The sequence below is a fragment of the Arthrobacter sp. CAN_A1 genome, assembly GCF_015751665.1.
Lineage (GTDB): Bacteria > Actinomycetota > Actinomycetes > Actinomycetales > Micrococcaceae > Arthrobacter_D.
In genome coordinates, this window is the sequence record NZ_JADOUR010000006.1 from 164250 (window position 1) to 182148 (window position 17899).

Genomic DNA, 17899 nt, shown 5'->3' on the forward strand with positions numbered 1-17899 from the left:
CTTAATCATCGCTCTGGTACCGGCAGCGAATCGGGCCACGTCCGCCAACCGTTCAGGCGCGGTGGTCCCGGTCGGGCAGAATGGTCCTATGAGCAAATCCCACGACGTTGACCCGCCCGCCGGCGACACCATCCAAATTAAAGATGACATGATCCGGCTGGGCCAGCTGCTGAAGCTGGCCAATCTGGCCGAGGACGGCACCCAGGCCAAGGAGTTGGTGGACAACGGGCTGGTGAAGGTCAACGGCGCCATTGAGGAGCGCCGCGGCGCCCAGCTCCATCCCGGTGACGTGGTGACCGTCAATGGTGCCTCGGTGCGGATTACCCGCGGCTAGGCTGCGGTTCGATCCCGAACACTGTGAGCTCGATGAATTCCTTCACATGCGCCAGTTCCCGCATGCTGATGCTGTGGCCGATGCCCGCGTAGAGCACCTTGGTGAGGGTGGTGTGGCCCACCGCCCACCGGTGGGTGAATTCGATCCGGTCGGCGGTGATGACCGGGTCCTCTTGGTCGCGTCCCCAGAACAGCGGCACCGGGTGGGCCGCTGCGGCGTCGTCGTCGAAAAATGTACTCCCCTCCGCGGGAACCGCGAACCCTGACAGGCCGACGACGGCGGTGAAGTCCTGCGGGCGATGACGCAGCAGGCTGGTCGCAACGGCCATTCCCATGGAGAACCCCAGCAACGAAACACTGGTGTGCGCGCCCCTGACCGAGTCCAGCCAGGTCACCACCCGGGCAACTGATGCGGTGACCAGATCCACCGAATATCCGGTGTCCTGCGACAGCGGGAACCAGGTGAACCCGGGCCCCTGGGCGTGCGGAGCCCTGACCGACGCCACCGTGAGATCGGACGGCAGATGGTCCGCCAGACCCATCAGATCCTCTTCATTGGCGAGGTGCCCGTGGAACATCACGAGCAGGGCAGTCCCCTGCCGTTCGTCCTCGGGTCGCGACCAGAGGACCACTGGATCCCAGGCCAGCGCGGTGGGCTGCCCGGCGGCTGCTGGGTGGGGCGTTTCCGAAAGAGTCATTGAAGTATTCTGGCACGCACCAGCTGACCGCACCCAGTCGGGGGTCGCGTTCGGTGACTGCCTGTTACAGGATAGGGGGATGAACCGGAACCTGTACCTGCCCCCGGAGTCTCACCCTGAGCAGAACAACACCCCGCACCCCTGGACCCGGTATGTGGCGTTGGGCGACTCCTTTACCGAAGGCATCGGGGACCCGAATCCCGAGAGCGTGGGCGGTAACCGCGGCTGGGCCGACCGGGTGGCCGAGGAACTCAGCAGGAGCCGTGAGGATTTCGCGTACGCCAACCTCGCCGTCCGTGGCCGGTTGCTGCACCAGATAGTGGAACAGCAGGTGGAGCCGGCGCTCGCGTTGAAACCGGACCTGATCACCATTTCGGCCGGGGGTAACGACCTGATCCGACCCGGCGGCGACCCTGACCAGTTGGCGGCGCGCCTGGACGACGCCGTCGGGGCGTTGAGCGCCGATCATGCGACGGTGGTCCTGTTCACCGGCCCCGATGCGCGCGAGTCGGTGCTGGGCAACTTCCGGTCCAAGACGGCCATCTACAACGAGAATCTCAGGATCATCGCAGCACGCCATGACGCGTTGATCGCCGACATGTGGGCACTGCGCCAGCTGGTGAACACCCAGATGTGGGACAGCGACCGGCTCCATTTCTCGCCGTTGGGTCATCACACCATCGCGATGATGGTGCTGGAAACCCTCGCCGTCCCCCACTCGTTGACACCCCTCGAACCACAGCCGCTCCCGCACAAGAGGTGGCGCACCGCCAGGACGGAGGACCTTGTGTGGGCGAAGGTCTATTTCGTGCCATGGGTTCTGCGCCGGTTGCGGCGCCAATCCTCCGGCGACGGGATCCTGGCCAAACGCCCCGATGCTGCCCCAATCTTCGGTCCGGGATTGCCGCCGGGCGCTGGCGGCTAGGGTCCGCAGTGCCGGCGCCCGCCCAGCCCGACGGCGCTGTCGCCGCCCGCCGGATGACCCAGCAGGGGCTGTGAAATCCTCCTGCCGCCACACCGGGTGCCGTGGTCAGGTGGCCGGGCGCCGTGCAGTCCCAGGAATTCGCCTATGCACCCTGCGGGTGGTGGACCATCCACGCGACGATGGTCAGGGCACGGAGTAGAAGGCGTCCCGCAGCCGTTCGTCGAGTTGCTGGATCTCGGTGAGGAACGCGTCGTGACCGATAGGTGAGGCGATCATGTGCACGGGCACATCACCCGGCAGCGCCGCCGCCAGGACGTGGGATTGGCTGGGGTAATACAACCGGTCAGTATCCACTGCCGCGATGAAGAACTCGGCGCTTGCCTGCCCGAGGGCGTCCTGCAGGGTGCCGCGGTCGCGGCTTGCGTCGTGCCCCATGAGGGCTTCGGTCAGCAGGAGGTAGCTGTTGGCGTCGAAACGCTCCACCAGTTTGTCGGCCTGGTGGTCCAGGTAGCTTTCCACCTGGTAGCGGCCGCGGGACGAGGGATCCGATGAGCCGAAGGGCGCCTCAATGCCCTGCGCGGCCCTACCGAAGCGGTGCTCGAGTTCGGGTTCGGACCGGTAGGTGATGTGGGCGATCCGCCGCGCCAGGCCCAGACCATCGACCGGCCCGGGGCCCGGATAGTAGTCTCCACCAGCGAAGCCCGGGTCCAACCTGATGGACCTGAGCTGCGCCTGGGCAAAGGCAATCTGCTCGGCCGAACTGGCTGCTGTGCAGGCGATTACCGCGCACCGGTTGACCCGCTCCGGGTAGAGGAGGGCCCACTCCAGTGCCCTCGCCCCGCCGAGAGATCCGCCGACCACCGAATGCCACTGCCCGATGCCCAGGGCATCGGCGAGCAGTGCCTCGGCCCGGACCGAGTCCCTGACTGTGACGTACGGGAACCGCGAGCCCCAGGGGACCCCGTCAGGATCATCCGTGGCCGGTCCGGTGGATCCGTAGCACCCGCCGAGCATGTTGATCGACACCGCGAAGTACCTGGTGGTGTCGATGGTTTTGCCGGGGCCGACCAACTGGTCCCACCAGCCGTCTTCGTCCGAGTCCCCGCGGGCGACGTGGGAACTGCCGGTCAGTGCATGCTGGATCAGGACCGCGTTGGAGCGGTCTTCATTGAGGGTGCCCCAGGTTTCATAGGCGAGGGCGAGCTGGGGAAGATAGCCACCCGTTTCGCAGGTGAAGGGACCGAGACTTCGGGTGCGGAGGACGCCATCAGGGCCGTCGTCCGGGATGGGCTGGACGTCACCGAGTGCCCCGGGTCCCTGCTGTGTCGTATGAAGAGTTGCCACTGGTATCGCCCACCTTGGAATCCGCGCTTGCGCCTGACACTCTGCCTGCCGCCTGGTCGTCACCCGGGGCACCCCGCCGCGAAGGAGGGTTGCCGTCCAGCAAGCCGGGGCTCGGTGGAGCGGGTGTTCCGCTCCGTGCTGGCACTCGTGACCTGTTCCTAGATAACCCGAAAAGAACCCCCTGGCGCAAATATGTGAACATCTGTGGCCCGGCAGGTCGGCTGTAGCTGTCAATCCCGGAGGTCATCTCGGGGTCGTTCGTACTGGAACTGTTGACGGCCATCGTTGTTGCCCTGCTGCTGGTCATGCCGGGCAGCAAGCTGGTGGTTCTTGAGCTGGTGGCGTTGGTCTTCGGCAACGCCGTGTACCTGGGTGGGTTCTTCCAGGTGACGGCGCTGATCATCGTTCTGATGCTCGCCCGCGGGGGAATACGCCGCCTATTTTTAGGTAAGGGTATCCTAAGTCGAGTCACAGATCACAAAGTGCCACACTAAGGCCATGCGCTTGGACCATGTCTCATATGCCTGTGAACCCGACGGCCTCGTAGCAACTGCTGGGAGGATTTCCGACGCCCTGGGTGTCGACCCCGTGAAGGGTGGTGTGCACCCACGCTTCGGCACCCGGAACATGATCTTCCCGATGCTTAATGGCCAGTACCTGGAAGTGGTTGAAGCGCTGAACCACCCCGCCTCGGACAAAGCCCCGTTCGGTCAGGCAGTGCGTGCCCGGTCCGAGGCCGGCGGCGGCTGGATGGGCTGGTGTGTGGCAGTGGATGATCTGGCCCCCTTCGAGGAGCGGCTGGGCCGGAGCGCCGTGCCGGGTAACCGCAAGTTCCCGGACGGACAGGAACTGACTTGGCAGCAGATCGGGATCAAAGGGCTCATCGCCGACCCTCAGGTCCCCTACATGCTGCGGTGGGATGACGGTACCGAGGCGCTTCATCCGTCGCAGGCCAAACCGGCGTCAGCCCGCCTTGACTCGCTGACGATCGCCGGCTCCCCCGATCGCATCGCTGAGTGGCTGGGCACCCCCGCCACCGAACCCCTTGATGGTGTCGCGGTGCACTGGGTGGCGCCGAACGGCACCCCCGGCATCATGTCGGTGACCTTCCAGACGGCAACCGGCCTGGTGGAAATCTAGCCAGCCGCCGCAGCGGGCGGGTGCGCGGCTACGTACCGATCCCGATCGCCGACCCGAAGAGGGCGAAACCCACGAATCCTGCAATGTCCAGGAGTGCGTGGGCGATGACCAGGGGCATGACCCGTCGGGTCCTGGTGTAGGCGTACCCAAAGATCAGACCCATGATGAAGTTGCCAATAAACGGCCCAAAACCCTGGTACAGGTGGTAGCTCCCACGCAGGAGCGCGCTCGTGACGATAATGACCGGCGTCGACCAGCCGAGCTGTCGCAGCCGGTGGAACAAATAGCCCACCACTATGACCTCCTCGACCACCGCATGGCGCAACGCCGAGAGGATCAGGACCGGTACTGTCCACCAGTAGGCGTCGAGCGCCGCCGGTTCGATGGCCGTAGTGATCCCGAGCGCACGTCCCGCCGCATAGATGCCCAACGTGCCGGCGCCGATTACCGCGGCGAGACCGAATCCCAACCCGAAGTCGACTTTTGGTTTGGTGAAGGTGAACCCCAGGGTACGGAACGCCGACTTGCCGGGCTCGGTCAGCAGGAACAGGACGAGGAAGACCGGGATCAGGGCGAAGAAGATGCCCAGCAGCTGGTAGGTCAGGTCGAAATACTGGCGGTCGTCGAGGACAGGGTTCAGCCGGGTGGTCTGCGCCGCGAGCGGTGCCTGGCTGAGTTTGTCCAGCAGGTTCACTACCGCGTAGACGGCTGACTGTCCGAGCGACAACCCCAGCACGATGGCGATCTCGGCGGTGATCCGCCGCCGCTGAACCGGCGCGGATCGGGTGACTGCGGTTGGCTGCGTCGATGGCGGCGTGGCTGAGGACAGGCCTGACGCCTTGGGTAGTTCGGTGGACATGCCAGCCATCCTAGTGGGAGTTTCTTGGGGCTAGTCGTCCCCCACCATTGGCGCGACGATCACCGCGGTGCCATGGTCTTCGAAGGCCCTCAGCTGATCGTCGGTGATCCCTGAATCGGTGATCAGGTTACTGAAGGTGTAGCCGGTCATCGTCGCGAAGCGGCGGGTGCCTATCTTGGACGAGTCGGCCACCACGTACGCGGTCGATGCGCGCCGGGCGACCATCGCGTTGACTGCTGCCTCACCCTCGTCGCTGATAGTGGGCCCGACCACCGGATCCAGTCCGTTGACTCCCACGAAGGCGAAGTCCAGTGCGACCCGCTGCAACACGGCGTCGGCGTATGATCCCACCAGCTCGTAGGAGCGGGGATTGACGATCCCACCGGTGACCATGATCTTGAAGTTGGGCCGGACCGCGAGCTGGGCGGCGATGTTGATTGCGTTGGTCACCACAGTGAGGGTGGGTTTGTTTGACGGTTCCATCAGGTCGCTGCGCTTGCTCAGGGCCGAGGCAATCGCCGTGCTGGTGGTTCCCCCGCAGAGCCCGATCACCGCACCCTTGGGAATCAGGCTACTGGCGGCCTGGGCGATCGCCCGCTTCTGCTCGGCGTGCACGTCCCGGTTGTAGCGTCCTGGCAGGTCATAGGCGACGGATTCGATGGTGGCCCCACCGTGGGTCCTGGTGAGCAGGCGTTGCTCGGCCAGGCTGTCGAGGTCCCGCCGCGCGGTGGCCGGCGAGACCTTGAGTTTGGTAACAATCTCCTCGACGTCCACCTGACTGGCTTCGGAGAGGAGGTCGAGGATGGCGCTGAGCCGTTCTGCGCGTTTCATCCCACTGGCCCGTTCGAGGTCGTCGGTACCGACGAGCCGGCCCGCCCTCCGGCAGCGAACAGGGTGAGCAGGCGGGCTGTCTCCGGTTCGATGGCCGCCCGCCCGGCCCGCAGATACTTCCGGGGATCAACGACCGAGGGGTTGTGCTCAAGGTAGAGGCGGACAGCCCGGGTGGAAAGGTTGTTCAGGTGCGTGGAGACGTTGATCTTGGTCATACCGGCCTGAATGGCCGCGGCGAGAGTGTGATCGGACACTCCCGAGGAGCCGTGTAGCACGAGCGGTACGTCCAGTGCAGACTTGAGCGTGGCAATCAGGTTCAGGTCCAGTGCTGCGCTGCGCTGCGTCATGGCGTGGGAGGAACCGACGGCGACGGCGAGCGCGTCAACGCCGGTGGCCGCCACGAACGCCGCCGCCTCCACCGGGTTCGTCCTGACGCCGGGCGCGTGTGCGCCGTCCTTCCCGCCGATCTTGCCCAGCTCCGCCTCCACGAACACGCCGCGTTCCTGCGCGTAGGCGGCGACCCGGGTGGTGGTGGCAACGTTGTCGTCGAAGTCCAGGGCGGCGCCGTCGTACATCACCGACCCGAACCCCAGGTCCACGGCGGCGAAGGCCAGCTCCGGATCTTCGGCATGGTCGAGGTGCACGGCGACCGGGACCCGCGCCGACCGGGCGATGGCGAGGGTGGCGAGGGCGAGGGGTTCCAACCCCCGATGATAGGTGACGCAGTTCTCGGAAATCTGGAGGATCACCGGAAGTCCGGCGGCCTCCGCGCCAGCTACCAGGGCCTCGGCAGTTTCCAGCTGGATGACGTTGAAGGCTCCGATGCCCGTTCCGGCCGCCTGCGCGGCGGCCATCAGATCGCGTGTCGGGGTCAGGGTCATGCGCCGGTCTCCTGCTGTGGTGGGGTGGTGGTCGGTGGATGGGCCCGGCTGAGGGTGACTGCCGATTCAAGCGCCCGGTAGCTGGCGTCGAGTTCACCGGCCGCCGGCATCAGGACCGCGGCAGCCGACCAGGCGGTCGCCCGCCGCAGCAGGGTCTCCCCGCGGGTGATGCCCTCGGCCAGCGCGACGGCGATCGCAGCTACTGCGGCGTCCCCGGCGCCAGTCGGGTTCCCCTCGAATCGGGGCAGCGTCGCCTGAAGGGGTGGTTCGTGCAGTCGGTAAAGGTACATTCCGTGCTCCCCGCAGCTGACCACCACGCACCTGGCCCCGCGGTCGAGTAACATCCGCGCGCCGGCGTCGATGGTCGATGCACCGGTGGCGTCAAGGAGTTCGTGGTGGTTGGGTTTGACCACGTCGGCGCCCGCCTCGGCTGCGACGAGCAACGCGCCACCCGAGGTGTCGATAATGCTGGGGACCCCGTGAACCCTGGCGCGGAGCACCAGGTCAGCGTAGAAGTGGAGTGCCGCGCCGTCAGGAAGACTCCCCGACCCCACCAGCACCCCGGCCCCCGGGAGATGGGCGTCAACCAGTCGGAACAGGTCCTCCCACTCCGCGGGTGTGAGCGGGCAGCCGGCTTCGTTAAAGATGCTCGTCTGGCCGGCGGCGCCGTCGACGAAGGCCAGGCTCCGGCGGGTGGTGGCGGCGACCCCGGTCAGGGCATGAGGGACTCCCGAGGCGGCCAGTTCGGCCCTGAACTCGGTTCCCGTCGCTCCCCCAACGGGTGCGACGGCGAACGCCGGGCGCCCCGTCTGATGCACCACCCGCGCGACGTTGACGCCTTTGCCGCCGGCCCGCAGCAGCGGGCTGGGGACCCGGTGGGACTCGCCGGGGGTGAGCCGCGGGATGGCGTAGGTCAGGTCGAGGGCCGGGTTGGCCGTCACCGTGAGAATCGGCTGGCCCACCCGGGGCGCCGTGTCGGGGGGTACCGGCGCTGTCACGGCAGGTCCAGCAGACGGCGTGCGCGCAGAGCGGCACCAATGAGTCCGGCGTCCTGACCCATCTGGGCCGCAAGGATGACCGGGTGCCGGTGGAAAGACAGGTTATTGTCCACCTGTTGACGTAGCGGGCCGAACAGCGCGTCACCTGCCTGGGCCAGGCCGCCGCCGATCACCACCGCCTCGGTGCCGAGGATTGCCACGAGTTGGGCGATGCTAAAGGCCAGGGCGGCGACGGCGTCGTCAATCACCTGCCGGGCGATGGCGTCCCCAGCCGCCGCAGAAGCAAACACGCCGCGCGCCCCGCTGACCGACGCACCGCCGAGCCCGGAGTAACGGCGGGCGATTGCCCCGGCGGAGCCGACGGTTTCCAGGCACCCGTGCAGACCGCAGGTGCAGTCGAGACCGCCGGGCACGAGGGCGTGCCCCAGTTCGCCGGCGTATCCGCCGGCGCGCACCCGCTCTCCACCAGCGAACACGGCGCCGGCAATGCCGGTACCGATGATCATCACCACCACGTCGTCCAGCCCGCGGGCCGCTCCGAAGCGCATCTCGGCGTCGCCGGCGGCGCCGACGTCGTGCCCGTAGGTAACCGGCAGCCCTGTCGCCTGCTGCAGCCGCTCGGCGAACGGGAAGTCCCGCCAGCCCAGGTTCGCCGAGTAGATGCCGACGCCGTTCACCTCGTCGACGAGGCCTGGTGCGATCAGCCCGATGGCTCCGATGCTGCGGTTCGGCCAGTCCGCCCGGTACGTGGCGAGGAGTTCGGCGGATCGCTGCACAATGCTTTCCCCCGGCACATCGGATCTGGCGGGGGTGGCAGTGCGCCGGACGTCGAGCAGGGCGCCGGCCGGGTCCGCCAGCGCCGACTTCATGTCGGTGCCGCCCACATCGATGGCGAGCACCAGGCCCGGATGGCTCCCCAGACGGGGTTCCGGGGCAGGGTCCGGCGTCGTCGCGGTCGGTGGCGTCGCGGTCGGTGGCGTCATGATGCGGCTAGGAGCCAAGGATGACTGAGCGGGTCAGGTTGCGCGGCAGGTCGGGATCCAGCCCGCGCGCCCGTGCCCTCGCCAGGGTGATCTTGTGAATCTGGGCGAGGTCGGCGAGCGGGTGGCGTCGGGTGTGGACGTAGTCGGCGCCAGTGGGGGCGACGTCGCCAGCCAATCCCGGGACGTCGTCGCCGAACAGCCATACCGCCCGGCCTGGAGCGGCAATCGAGATGGGCCCGTGCCGGTATTCCATGGCGGGATAGGACTCGGTCCAGCCCTGCACTCCCTCGCGCATTTTGAGGCCAGCCTCATGGGCGAGGCCCACGGTCCACCCGGTGCCGAGGAAGGTGAACTGCTCGGCGTCGAGCAACTCCGCGGCAACCTCTTCCGCCAGCGCAGCTTCCGCATCCGGTATCGCCTGCTCCAGGTCGATGCCCACGGAGGTCAGGAGGTAGGCGAGGGCTGCGGTAGCGAAACGAGTCTGCACCACCGACTGCTCATCCGCGTAGGGCAGCGCGACGACGGCGTCGGCCAAGCCCATCGCCGGCGATTCAACGTCACCGATCACGGCAATCAGCCGGAGGGTGCCCTTGAGCGCGGTCATGAGCTCAAGCACCTCGGTGGTGGTACCCGATCGGGAGATCGCAACCACCGCGTCGTAGCCGCGCCCGGCAACGACTGATGCCTCGGAGGCAGCAAACGCGTCGGTGAGTCCCTGGCCGGCGCTCTCACGGGCGGCTGCGTAGCTTTGAGCCATGAACCAGGAAGTGCCGCAGCCGATGACTGCTACCCGCTCTCCCACTGCGGGGAGGAGATTCTCTGCGGTTGCCTGGTCGATCGCCCGACGCCAGACGGCAGGCTGCGACTGCAGCTCACGGTCCATGTGCGCTCCGGCGGAGGCTGAGGATCCGGGGGCCTGGGAGGTGGGCTGGGACATCGGGCGCTCCTTCGCGATACACCGCGGGATGGTCCGCGACTGATTAGGGATGACGTTTAGAAGGGTGAAGCAATCAATAGCAATCTAACCACCATCGACGCGATTTTGGCAGATCGGGGGCTGTAACGCTGAGGTATCGATCAGCGCGTCCGCTTGACGTGAGACATGGATCACGCAATTATCATTCCACTAAGGATGAACAATAATGCTCATTCCAAGCGTAATACCGTCAACTTGTTGCAAGTATTCCTGTGTCAGCTGGAGCAGCTGCACCACCTTTGGGAAAACGAGGAAACCATGAAGAAATCCATCCGGACCGGAGTTGTCGCAAGTGTTGCGGCGGCCGGTCTTATGCTCAGCTCCTGCGGCTTTGGCGGCGGAGAATCCGGCGGAGACGCGGAGGGCGGCACCACCCTTGACCTCCTGGTCCCCAGCTACTCGGACGGCAGCAGGGCCCTGTGGGAAGGCGTCATCGAGGAGTTCGAGGCAGCCAACGAGGGCATCACCGTCAACCTTCAGGTCGAGTCGTGGGAAAACCTTGAGTCGGTGCTGAACACCCAGATCCAGGCCGGCGAAGCACCCGACATCTACAACGGCGGCGCCTTCTCCGCCTTCGCAACCGAGGGCCTGCTGTACTCGGCAGAAGAAATCGCCTCCCCCGAAACCCTCAGCGACTTCCAGGAATCCTTCGCAGCGAATGAACAGGTTGACGGCACCCAGTACGCCCTGCCGCTGCTTGCCTCGGCGCGCGCACTGTTCTACAACGAGGACCTGTTCGAGGAAGCGGGTGTTGACGGCGCCCCGACCACCTGGGACGAGCTGTACGACGCCGCCGAGGCGATCACCGAAACGGGCACTCCCGGCTACGGTATGCCGCTCGGATCGGAAGAAGCCCAGGGCGAGGCCCTCATCTGGATGGCCGGCAACGGTGGCGGGTTCGGTGACGCTGAGGAGATCACCGTCAACACCCCCGAAAACCTTGAGGCAGCCGAGTTCATGAAGCGCATGATCGACGATGGGCTGACGCAGGCCGACCCTGGTGCCACCCAGCGCACCCCGATGATCAACGTCTTCCTCCAGGGGCAGATCGGCATGGTCTATGGCCTGCCGCAGACCGTCGGCCAGATCGAAGCCGAGAACCCGGACCTGAACTACGGTCTGGCGAACATCCCGACGGCGTCGGGCGAGCCCGCCACCCTGGGTGTCGCCGACCGCCTGATGTCGTTCAAGAACGACGGCGACAAGGCTGAAGCTGTCACAGCGTTCATGGACCACTTCTTCGCCCCCGAGAACTACGTCGAATGGGTCAGCACGGAGGGCTTCCTGCCCACCACCATCAGCGGTGCAGAGGAAATGTCAGGCGACGAGACCCTGGCGCCGTTCCTGGAAATGCTGCCCAGCGCCCAGTTCTACCCCACCTCCAACCCGGCCTGGAACGCCACCGATGGTGCGTTCAAGAGCCTGTTTGGCCAGCTGGGGCAGGGAATGGAACCGGCAGAGGTGCTCGACCAGATCCAAGCCGAAGCTGACGCAGCGGCCGAGTAGCCTCCAGCCAGTACCGGCGCGGTCCGCTACGGTCCGCGCCGGTACTGGCCCCTAACCATTGGCGGTAGAGAATGAGCTATATACGATGAGCGCACAGCCTGTACTGGCCGGCCCGCCCGCGTCCCCGGGACGCCAGCGCCGCCGACAAAACTCCGACGGCCTCCCTGCCGCCCTCCCCTGGATTGGCCCGGTCCTCCTCCTGATCTTTGCGATCGTGATCTTCCCTGCCGGGTTCATGATCTTCAACTCCACCCGGGACATCAGCCAGAGCGGGATCGACCAGGGCACCGCGGGGTTCGCCAACTTCGCCGAAGTGTTCTCCGACCCCAACCTCCCCCGGGTTCTTCTGAACACGGTGGTCTGGGTTGTCGTCGTCGTGTCGCTGACAGTGCTCATCTCCCTGGCCCTGGCCCAGTTCCTCAACAAGCCCTTTCCCGGCCGTACCCTGGTCAGGATGGCCGTGGTTGTCCCCTGGGCTGCGAGCGTGGTCATGACCACCACGGTGTTCTACTACGGTCTCGACAGCAACTACGGGATCATGAACACGTTCCTCGTTGATCTCGGAATCCTGGATTCGCCGTATGGCTTCACCAAGAACGTGCTTCCAGCGCTCGGGGTGGCCATCATCGTCGCGGTGTTTGTGTCCATCCCGTTCACCGCGTACACCCTCCTGGCCGGGTTGCAGTCAGTCCCCGAGGACGCGCTCGAAGCCGCCAAGATGGACGGTGCGGGTCCGTTCCGCACCTACTTCAGTATCGTGCTGCCCCAACTCCGCGGAGCCCTCGCTGTGGCGGTACTGATCAATATCATCAATGTGTTCAACAACCTCCCCATCCTGCGGATTATCACCGGATCGATTCCCGGGTACCAGGCTGACACCCTCATGACCTACATCTTCAAGGTGCTGCAGTTTGACCGGCGGGTGGACCTTGCCAGCGCCCTCAGCGTGGTCAACTTCGCCATCGTCATTGTGATCGTCGCGGCGTACGTGAAAATCGTCAAGCCGATGAAGGAGATCTAGGCATGTCCGCCAGCACCCTCAACGAATCGGCCCGGTCGGCACTTCCCCCGGTGGCTGCCCGCCAGAAACGCTACGGTGCCGATCAGGTGTCAGGACGCCGGATGGGCCTGCGGATGGTTATCGGCGCCGTCGTCGCTCTGGTGTTCCTGCTCCCGTACCTGATCATGCTCGTGGGGTCGCTCAAGACCCGGTCCGAAATTCTCTCAGTGCCGCCGGCCTATTTCCCCACCGAGGGCCTGCAGTGGAGCAACTATGCCACCATGTGGGCCACCCCCGAGACACCGCTGCCCTACAACCTGATCTCCACGATCATCATCGCGGTGTTCGCTACCCTCCTGGTGCTTCTCGTCGCGACACCGGCCGCCTACTACACCGCCCGGTTCCGGTTTCCCGGAAAGACCGTGTTCCTCTTCCTGGTCATCGTGACGCAAATGCTGCAACCCGCTGTCCTGACCGCTGGCCTGTTCAGGGAGATGCTGCTGTTGGGCATCAACGACACCTGGCTGGCCATGATCCTGATCAATGCGGCATTCAACCTGTCTTTCGCCCTCTGGATCATGCACAGCTTCTTCGCGGCCATCCCGAAAGAGATTGATGAGGCCGCCCAGCTCGACGGCGCCGGAAAGCTCGCGGTGATGTTCAGGGTGAACCTGCCGCTGGTCTGGCCGGGCATCGTGACAGCTGTCATCTTCACGTTCGTGTCATCGTGGAACGAGTTCGCGGCGTCCCTGGTGATCATGTCAACGGCTGAGAACCAGCCCCTGTCCGTGGCCCTGACCAAGTTCATCGGCCAGTATGCTACCTCGTGGCAGTACGTGTTTGGCGTCTCGATTGTCGCGATCATCCCGGTGATCATCCTGTTTGCCCTGATCGAGAAGCGCCTGATCGGCGGTCTTACAGCAGGAGCAGTGAAGTAGGTCCTCCCTTCGCCGTCCGGCGCCGCACGCTGCGCCCCGATACTCCGGTCATCCGGCCAATGTGCGACGTGGCCGCCGCCCACATACAGTCATGGCAGTTCCTCTCGTGAACTCGTCGGGAAAAGTCCCTCAGGCGTAGGTCGGAAGTTCCTGCAGTGACCACTCGTTGCCGTCGGGGTCAGCGAAGTAGACGAACCGGCCCCACTCCATCTCCTCAACGCCCCGCGCGGTCACCCCATGATCGGTCAGGTGCTTCAGGGCGTCGTCGGCATTCGGAACCACCATCATGACTCCCCGCTGTGACCCGGGCGCCATATCGGTCAGACCCGTTCCCAGCACAATGGAGCACGCCGATCCCGGCGGGGTGAGCTGGACGAAGCGGAGACTCTCGTCGACCTGTTGGTCGTGGTCAGCGGTGAAGCCCACCTGGTCCACATAGAACGCCTTGGCCCGGTCCACATCCGTGACGGGGATGGGGACAACTTCAATCTTCCAGTCCATCATTTCCGGTCCTTTCACTCGATCTGGCACACCCGCCCTGCGGCGGTTAATGATCACAGCCTAGAACCTCATGCGGACAGGTTCGGTCCGGGTTCTCTGCTTCACCAGGTGGCGATGGTCGGCTGTTCTGCTCAGACGACCCTGACGCCCTGCTTCCAGACGGAGTGGGTCAGGGGTACCCCTGGCCGGTATGCCAGGTGGGTGGCCGACGGCGCATTCAGCAACTGAAGGTCCGCCCGGTGCCCGACGGCAAGTGACCCGACGGCGCGGGCGCCGTCGTCGTCGCTCCCCGTCTCGCGATGCAGTGCCAGAGCGCCGCCGAAGGTTGCCGCGCGGATCGCTTCGTGGACGCTCAGGCGCATCTGCAGCACGGCGGTGGTCACGCAGTAGGCCATCGAGGTGGTGTAGGAGGTGCCGGGATTGCAGTTGGAGGCCAGCGCGATTTCGACGCCGGCGTCGAGCAGCGCCCGGCCCGGGGCCAGGGGTTGGCGCGTGGACAGGTCACAGGCGGGCAGGCAGGTGGCCACCGTCCCGCGAACGCCGGAGCCCGCACCACCGTCCCACCCGGACCAGGTGCCAGCGAGGGCGTCGACATCCGACGCCTCCAGGTAGTTCACGTGGTCAACGCTGGCGGCGCCGAACTCGACGGCCAAACGCACCCCTGCGCCGGGGCCCAGCTGGTTGCCGTGGACGCGCAGCCCGAGCCCGGCAGCCTGGCAGGCGCCCAGGATTTCCCGTGACTGCTCGGGGGTGAAGGCGCCGCGCTCGCAGAACACGTCGGCCCAGCCTACATAGGGTCGGACGGCGTCGAGCATGGTGCCGCAGACCAGGCGTACATAGTCGTCGGGGTCGATGCCTGCCGGGATGAGGTGCGCGCCGAGGAAGGTCACTTCGTCGACGACACCGGCGGCGATCCGGGCGCTGCGCGCCTCGTGGTCGACGTCGAGCCCGTACCCGGTTTTGGTTTCCAGGTAGGTGGTGCCCCCAGCGGTTGCTTCGGCGACCCGGCCCAGCAGCAAGCGGGTGAGGTCGTAGTCCGAGGCGGCACGGGTGGCATCGGTGGTGACGGCGATCCCTCCGGCGGCGTAGTCCTGACCCGCCATCCGCGCCTCGAACTCGGCGGTCCGGTCCCCCGCGAAGACCAGGTGGGTGTGGCTGTCGACCCAGCCGGGGAGGCCTGCCCGGCCCTCAGCGTCGACCAGCGTGTCGGCGGCGGGTGCCTCCGTGGTGGCGCCGATCCAGCTGATCCGCTCCCCCTCGAAAACCACCGCAGCGTTCCTCAGCACAGCCTGCTCCCGGTCCTGGGTCATCAGTTCGCCGATGTTGGTGATCAGGGTGCTCATGACTGTCCTTCCAGCGCGGCGGCCAGCAGGACAGCCGGGTCGCCGAGGGTGAGATGGTGTCCGTTGCGTGCCACCAGGCGGCCGGCAACGACGACGGCGGTCACGTCCGCGGCGGTGGCGGTGAGGGGTAGTTGGCCGGGGTCGGATCCCGCGGTCCGGAGGGATCGATGGTTCAGGCTGACCAGATCGCAGGGGCTTCCCACGGTGATGGCTGCCACCGGGGTGGCCATGGATCGGGCGGCGCCGGCGGTCGCGGCGTCGAGCAGGTCAGCGGGAGTGAATCGGCCGCGCTGCCCGGAGCCGAGTCGTTCACCGTGTTCAAGGGCACGCATCTCCAGCCACGGGTCGATCACCGCGTGCTGGTCGGTGCCGAGGGCGATCCGGGCGCCAGCGTCCTGGAGGGCACGGGCGGGGCCGATGCCGTCGGCGAGGTCCGCTTCGGTGGTCGGACAAAGGACGGCGGTGGTCCCGGCCGCGCCCAACAGGGTGATGTCCCCGGCCGTGAGATGGGTGGCATGGACCACGCTCAGCCGATCGGAGAGCAGCCCGTGCCGGTGGAGCAGGCCCGCCGGTGTGGTGCCGTAATGGGACAGGCAGTCGGCGTTTTCCGCGGGCTGTTCCGAGAGGTGGATGTGCAGGGGGACGTCGGTGGGGAGGCCCGCTGCAAGGGTGCTGAGGGCGTCCTCGGGGACCGCGCGGACCGAGTGCAGCGCGGCGCCGACGGTGATAACCGCTGGGTCGAACTGCCCGGCGATGACCCGCCGCAGGTCTGCGAACCGTTCCAGCCAGGCACCGGCGTCGGCGTCGCCGAACCGTTCCTGCTCCGGGGCCAGGGGCGCCCCGATACCGCCGGCGAGGTAGCACGTGTCCAGCAGGGTCAGGCGGATCCCCGCGGCGACCGCGGCGCGGCACAGGGCGAGTTCCATGGCGTGCGGGGCGTCGCCGCTTCCGGGCCCGTAGGGTGCTCCGCCCGGCCGGTGGTGGACGTAGTGGAATTCGGCGACACTGGTCCACCCGGTGACCACCATTTCGGCGAAGACAGCTGTGGCGAGGTGCTCGTACCCGGCAGGGGTCAGCGCTCCCGCCGCTTCATACATTTTCTCGCGCCACACCCAGAAGTCGCCGCCGTCGTCGTGGGTGCGCCCCCGCAGTACCCGGTGGAAGGCGTGGGAATGCGCGTTCGCCGCGGCCGGGAAGACCACCCCGGTGAGGGTGAGCGAGTCGTCAGTGCCCGGCGCAGCGCCGCTGGTCACGCCGGTGATAGTGCCGTCGTCGTCATAGTCGATTCGTACCCGCGGCTGGATGCCGTGGCCGGAAACCCAGGCCTGTTCGCACCAGAGGGAGCTCACAGGAGGTCTTCGAGGACGTCGGCGAGCGCGGCAGCCGCGAGGTCGGCGTCGGCGCGTTCCACGTATTCCTCGGGCGAGTGGCTGATGCCGGTCGGGTTGCGGATGTAGATCATGCCCGAGGGGACATAGGCGGCCAGGATGCCGGCGTCGTGGCCGGCGCCGGTGGGCAGCGCGGCTGCGGGGGCACCGCCGGTGGACCCGCTGAGGGAGTTCTGCAGTTGGCGTTGCAGGGCCGGGTCGAAATGGACCGTGGTGCTGAAGGATTCCTCGGTCAGGGCGACCGAACAGCCCTCGAAGGCTGCGGCTTTCTGTGCCTGGCCGTGAATGGATTCGACGAGGGCCGCGGTGACGGCGTCGTCGGGGTGGCGGACGTCAAGCCACAGGTCAACGCGGGAAGCGATCACATTGGTGCCGCCGGGAACCGGCTGCACCCGGCCCACGGTGGCCCGGGCGTCGTCCTGGCCAGCGGCGGTCCGGCGGATGGCCAGGATGATCTGGGCGGCGACCACCATCGGGTCGGCGCGGTCGGCCATGAGGGTGGTGCCCGCGTGATTAGCCTGACCCTGCACGCTGAGCCGCCACCGTCCGTGGCCGAGGATGGAGGAGCCGACGCCGACGGGCGTGTCGAGGTCGATCAGTGCCCTGCCCTGTTCCACGTGCAGTTCGACGAAGTCTCCCATGGTCCGCAGCGCGTCCTCGTCCCGGCCGAGCCGTTCCGGATCCAGCCCGTTGGCCCGGCTGACGTCGGCGAAGGTGTTGCCGTCGTGATCCTTGAGGTTCCGCACCCGGTCCGCGTCGATCGCCCCGGTGAGCAGCCGGGAGCCGAGGCAGGCCACCCCAAACCGTGAGCCCTCCTCTTCAGGGAAGACCGTGACGGCCAGTGCGCGCCGTGGCTCCACACCGCGTTCCTTGAGGACGTCGACGGCGGCGAGCGCCGCGGCGACGCCGAGCGGGCCGTCAAAGGCTCCGCCGCCGGGCACCGAGTCGAGGTGGCTGCCGGTCACGAGGGCTCCGGTGCGGTCCCCCGATGCGGCATCCCACCAGCCCCACATGATGCCGTTGCGGTCGGTGCTGACCTCAAGACCACGCAGCGAGGCTTCCGCCGTGAACCAGTCGCGCAGCTCCAGCTCCGGTGTGGAGAACACCGGCCGCGAATAGCCGCCCCGGACGGAGTCCTGTCCGACGTCGGAAATCGACTCGAGCATACTACTGACGGTGTTCATCGAATTCTCCACAATCTGATCTCCATACCAACAGGATCGAGCAGGCGGCAGGGGGCCAAAGGCCCCCTGCC

At 66.7% G+C, this 17899-nt stretch carries 19 protein-coding genes and 1 riboswitch; of the genes, 7 read left to right on the forward strand and 12 right to left on the reverse strand.

What is annotated here, in order from left to right; translation table 11 throughout:
- The first annotated feature begins 88 nt into the window (after window positions 1-88).
- The gene (locus tag IWX62_RS09275; RefSeq protein ID WP_196841109.1) at window positions 89-334 is read left to right on the forward strand and encodes an RNA-binding S4 domain-containing protein; all 246 of its coding nucleotides are present in this window, start codon (window positions 89-91) and stop codon (window positions 332-334) included.
- Here the strand turns inward: IWX62_RS09275 and IWX62_RS09280 are convergent.
- Window positions 321-1031, reverse strand: a complete 711-nt coding sequence (locus IWX62_RS09280) for an alpha/beta hydrolase (protein WP_196841110.1) — start codon at window positions 1029-1031, stop codon at window positions 321-323. The genes IWX62_RS09275 and IWX62_RS09280 overlap by 14 nt on opposite strands.
- A 79-nt stretch (window positions 1032-1110) precedes the next feature.
- Here IWX62_RS09280 and IWX62_RS09285 point away from each other — a divergent pair, with 79 nt between their 5' ends.
- The gene (locus IWX62_RS09285) at window positions 1111-1956 is read left to right on the forward strand and encodes an SGNH/GDSL hydrolase family protein (RefSeq protein WP_196841111.1); all 846 of its coding nucleotides are present in this window, start codon (window positions 1111-1113) and stop codon (window positions 1954-1956) included.
- 183 nt (window positions 1957-2139) lie between these two features.
- On the opposite strand, the gene metX is transcribed toward IWX62_RS09285, so the two are convergent.
- Window positions 2140-3243 (reverse strand): homoserine O-acetyltransferase MetX, encoded by a 1104-nt coding sequence (gene metX / locus IWX62_RS09290; protein ID WP_196841202.1) that lies wholly within the window; start codon window positions 3241-3243, stop codon window positions 2140-2142.
- 75 nt (window positions 3244-3318) lie between these two features.
- A riboswitch (SAM riboswitch) is annotated at window positions 3319-3453 on the reverse strand.
- A 119-nt stretch (window positions 3454-3572) separates the two neighbouring features.
- On the opposite strand from metX, the gene IWX62_RS09295 reads away from it, so the two are divergent.
- Together IWX62_RS09295 and IWX62_RS09300 are read left to right on the forward strand one after the other, a co-directional pair.
- Window positions 3573-3794 (forward strand): hypothetical protein, encoded by a 222-nt coding sequence (locus tag IWX62_RS09295; protein ID WP_333483321.1) that lies wholly within the window; start codon window positions 3573-3575, stop codon window positions 3792-3794.
- 4 nt (window positions 3795-3798) lie between these two features.
- A complete protein-coding gene (locus IWX62_RS09300; protein WP_196841112.1) occupies window positions 3799-4440 on the forward strand; it encodes a VOC family protein in 642 nt (213 codons plus the stop codon).
- 28 nt (window positions 4441-4468) lie between these two features.
- On the opposite strand, the gene IWX62_RS09305 is transcribed toward IWX62_RS09300, so the two are convergent.
- The 6 genes from IWX62_RS09305 to IWX62_RS09330 are packed head-to-tail and all read right to left on the reverse strand — an operon-like array spanning window position 4469 to window position 9929.
- Window positions 4469-5299, reverse strand: a complete 831-nt coding sequence (locus IWX62_RS09305) for a CPBP family intramembrane glutamic endopeptidase (protein ID WP_333483322.1) — start codon at window positions 5297-5299, stop codon at window positions 4469-4471.
- 30 nt (window positions 5300-5329) lie between these two features.
- Window positions 5330-6130 carry a DeoR/GlpR family DNA-binding transcription regulator gene (locus tag IWX62_RS09310; protein ID WP_196841113.1) on the reverse strand — a complete coding sequence of 267 codons (801 nt, stop codon included), beginning with the start codon at window positions 6128-6130 and terminating at the stop codon, window positions 5330-5332.
- Window positions 6127-7011, reverse strand: a complete 885-nt coding sequence (locus IWX62_RS09315) for a class II fructose-bisphosphate aldolase (protein WP_196841114.1) — start codon at window positions 7009-7011, stop codon at window positions 6127-6129. The genes IWX62_RS09310 and IWX62_RS09315 overlap by 4 nt, the downstream gene beginning before the upstream one ends.
- Window positions 7008-8009, reverse strand: a complete 1002-nt coding sequence (locus tag IWX62_RS09320; RefSeq protein ID WP_333483323.1) for a 1-phosphofructokinase family hexose kinase — start codon at window positions 8007-8009, stop codon at window positions 7008-7010. The genes IWX62_RS09315 and IWX62_RS09320 overlap by 4 nt, the downstream gene beginning before the upstream one ends.
- On the reverse strand, window positions 8006-8992 hold the full coding sequence (locus tag IWX62_RS09325; protein WP_196841115.1) for an ROK family protein: 987 nt from the start codon (window positions 8990-8992) through the stop codon (window positions 8006-8008). Before IWX62_RS09325 ends, IWX62_RS09320 begins: the two co-directional genes overlap by 4 nt.
- A 7-nt stretch (window positions 8993-8999) precedes the next feature.
- Complete coding sequence (locus IWX62_RS09330; RefSeq protein WP_196841116.1) at window positions 9000-9929, reverse strand: SIS domain-containing protein; 930 nt, start codon at window positions 9927-9929, stop codon at window positions 9000-9002.
- 297 nt (window positions 9930-10226) lie between these two features.
- Here IWX62_RS09330 and IWX62_RS09335 point away from each other — a divergent pair, with 297 nt between their 5' ends.
- The 3 genes from IWX62_RS09335 to IWX62_RS09345 all read left to right on the forward strand — a co-directional run bounded on the left by IWX62_RS09335 (window position 10227) and on the right by IWX62_RS09345 (window position 13412).
- Window positions 10227-11474 (forward strand): extracellular solute-binding protein, encoded by a 1248-nt coding sequence (locus tag IWX62_RS09335; protein ID WP_196841117.1) that lies wholly within the window; start codon window positions 10227-10229, stop codon window positions 11472-11474.
- A gap of 85 nt (window positions 11475-11559) precedes the next feature.
- Window positions 11560-12495, forward strand: a complete 936-nt coding sequence (locus IWX62_RS09340) for a carbohydrate ABC transporter permease (protein WP_196841118.1) — start codon at window positions 11560-11562, stop codon at window positions 12493-12495.
- Between the two features lie 2 nt (window positions 12496-12497).
- Window positions 12498-13412, forward strand: coding sequence for a carbohydrate ABC transporter permease (locus IWX62_RS09345; protein ID WP_196841119.1), 915 nt, complete (start codon window positions 12498-12500; stop codon window positions 13410-13412).
- Between the two features lie 129 nt (window positions 13413-13541).
- Here the strand turns inward: IWX62_RS09345 and IWX62_RS09350 are convergent, their stop codons facing one another.
- The 4 genes from IWX62_RS09350 to IWX62_RS09365 form a co-directional block, all read right to left on the reverse strand.
- A complete protein-coding gene (locus tag IWX62_RS09350) occupies window positions 13542-13913 on the reverse strand; it encodes a glyoxalase superfamily protein (protein WP_196841205.1) in 372 nt (123 codons plus the stop codon).
- Between the two features lie 131 nt (window positions 13914-14044).
- Complete coding sequence (locus IWX62_RS09355) at window positions 14045-15256, reverse strand: imidazolonepropionase (protein WP_196841120.1); 1212 nt, start codon at window positions 15254-15256, stop codon at window positions 14045-14047.
- Window positions 15253-16605 (reverse strand): formimidoylglutamate deiminase, encoded by a 1353-nt coding sequence (locus IWX62_RS09360; protein WP_196841121.1) that lies wholly within the window; start codon window positions 16603-16605, stop codon window positions 15253-15255. Before IWX62_RS09360 ends, IWX62_RS09355 begins: the two co-directional genes overlap by 4 nt.
- Complete coding sequence (locus IWX62_RS09365) at window positions 16602-17828, reverse strand: allantoate amidohydrolase (protein WP_196841122.1); 1227 nt, start codon at window positions 17826-17828, stop codon at window positions 16602-16604. Before IWX62_RS09365 ends, IWX62_RS09360 begins: the two co-directional genes overlap by 4 nt.
- Window positions 17829-17899: the final 71 nt, after the last annotated feature.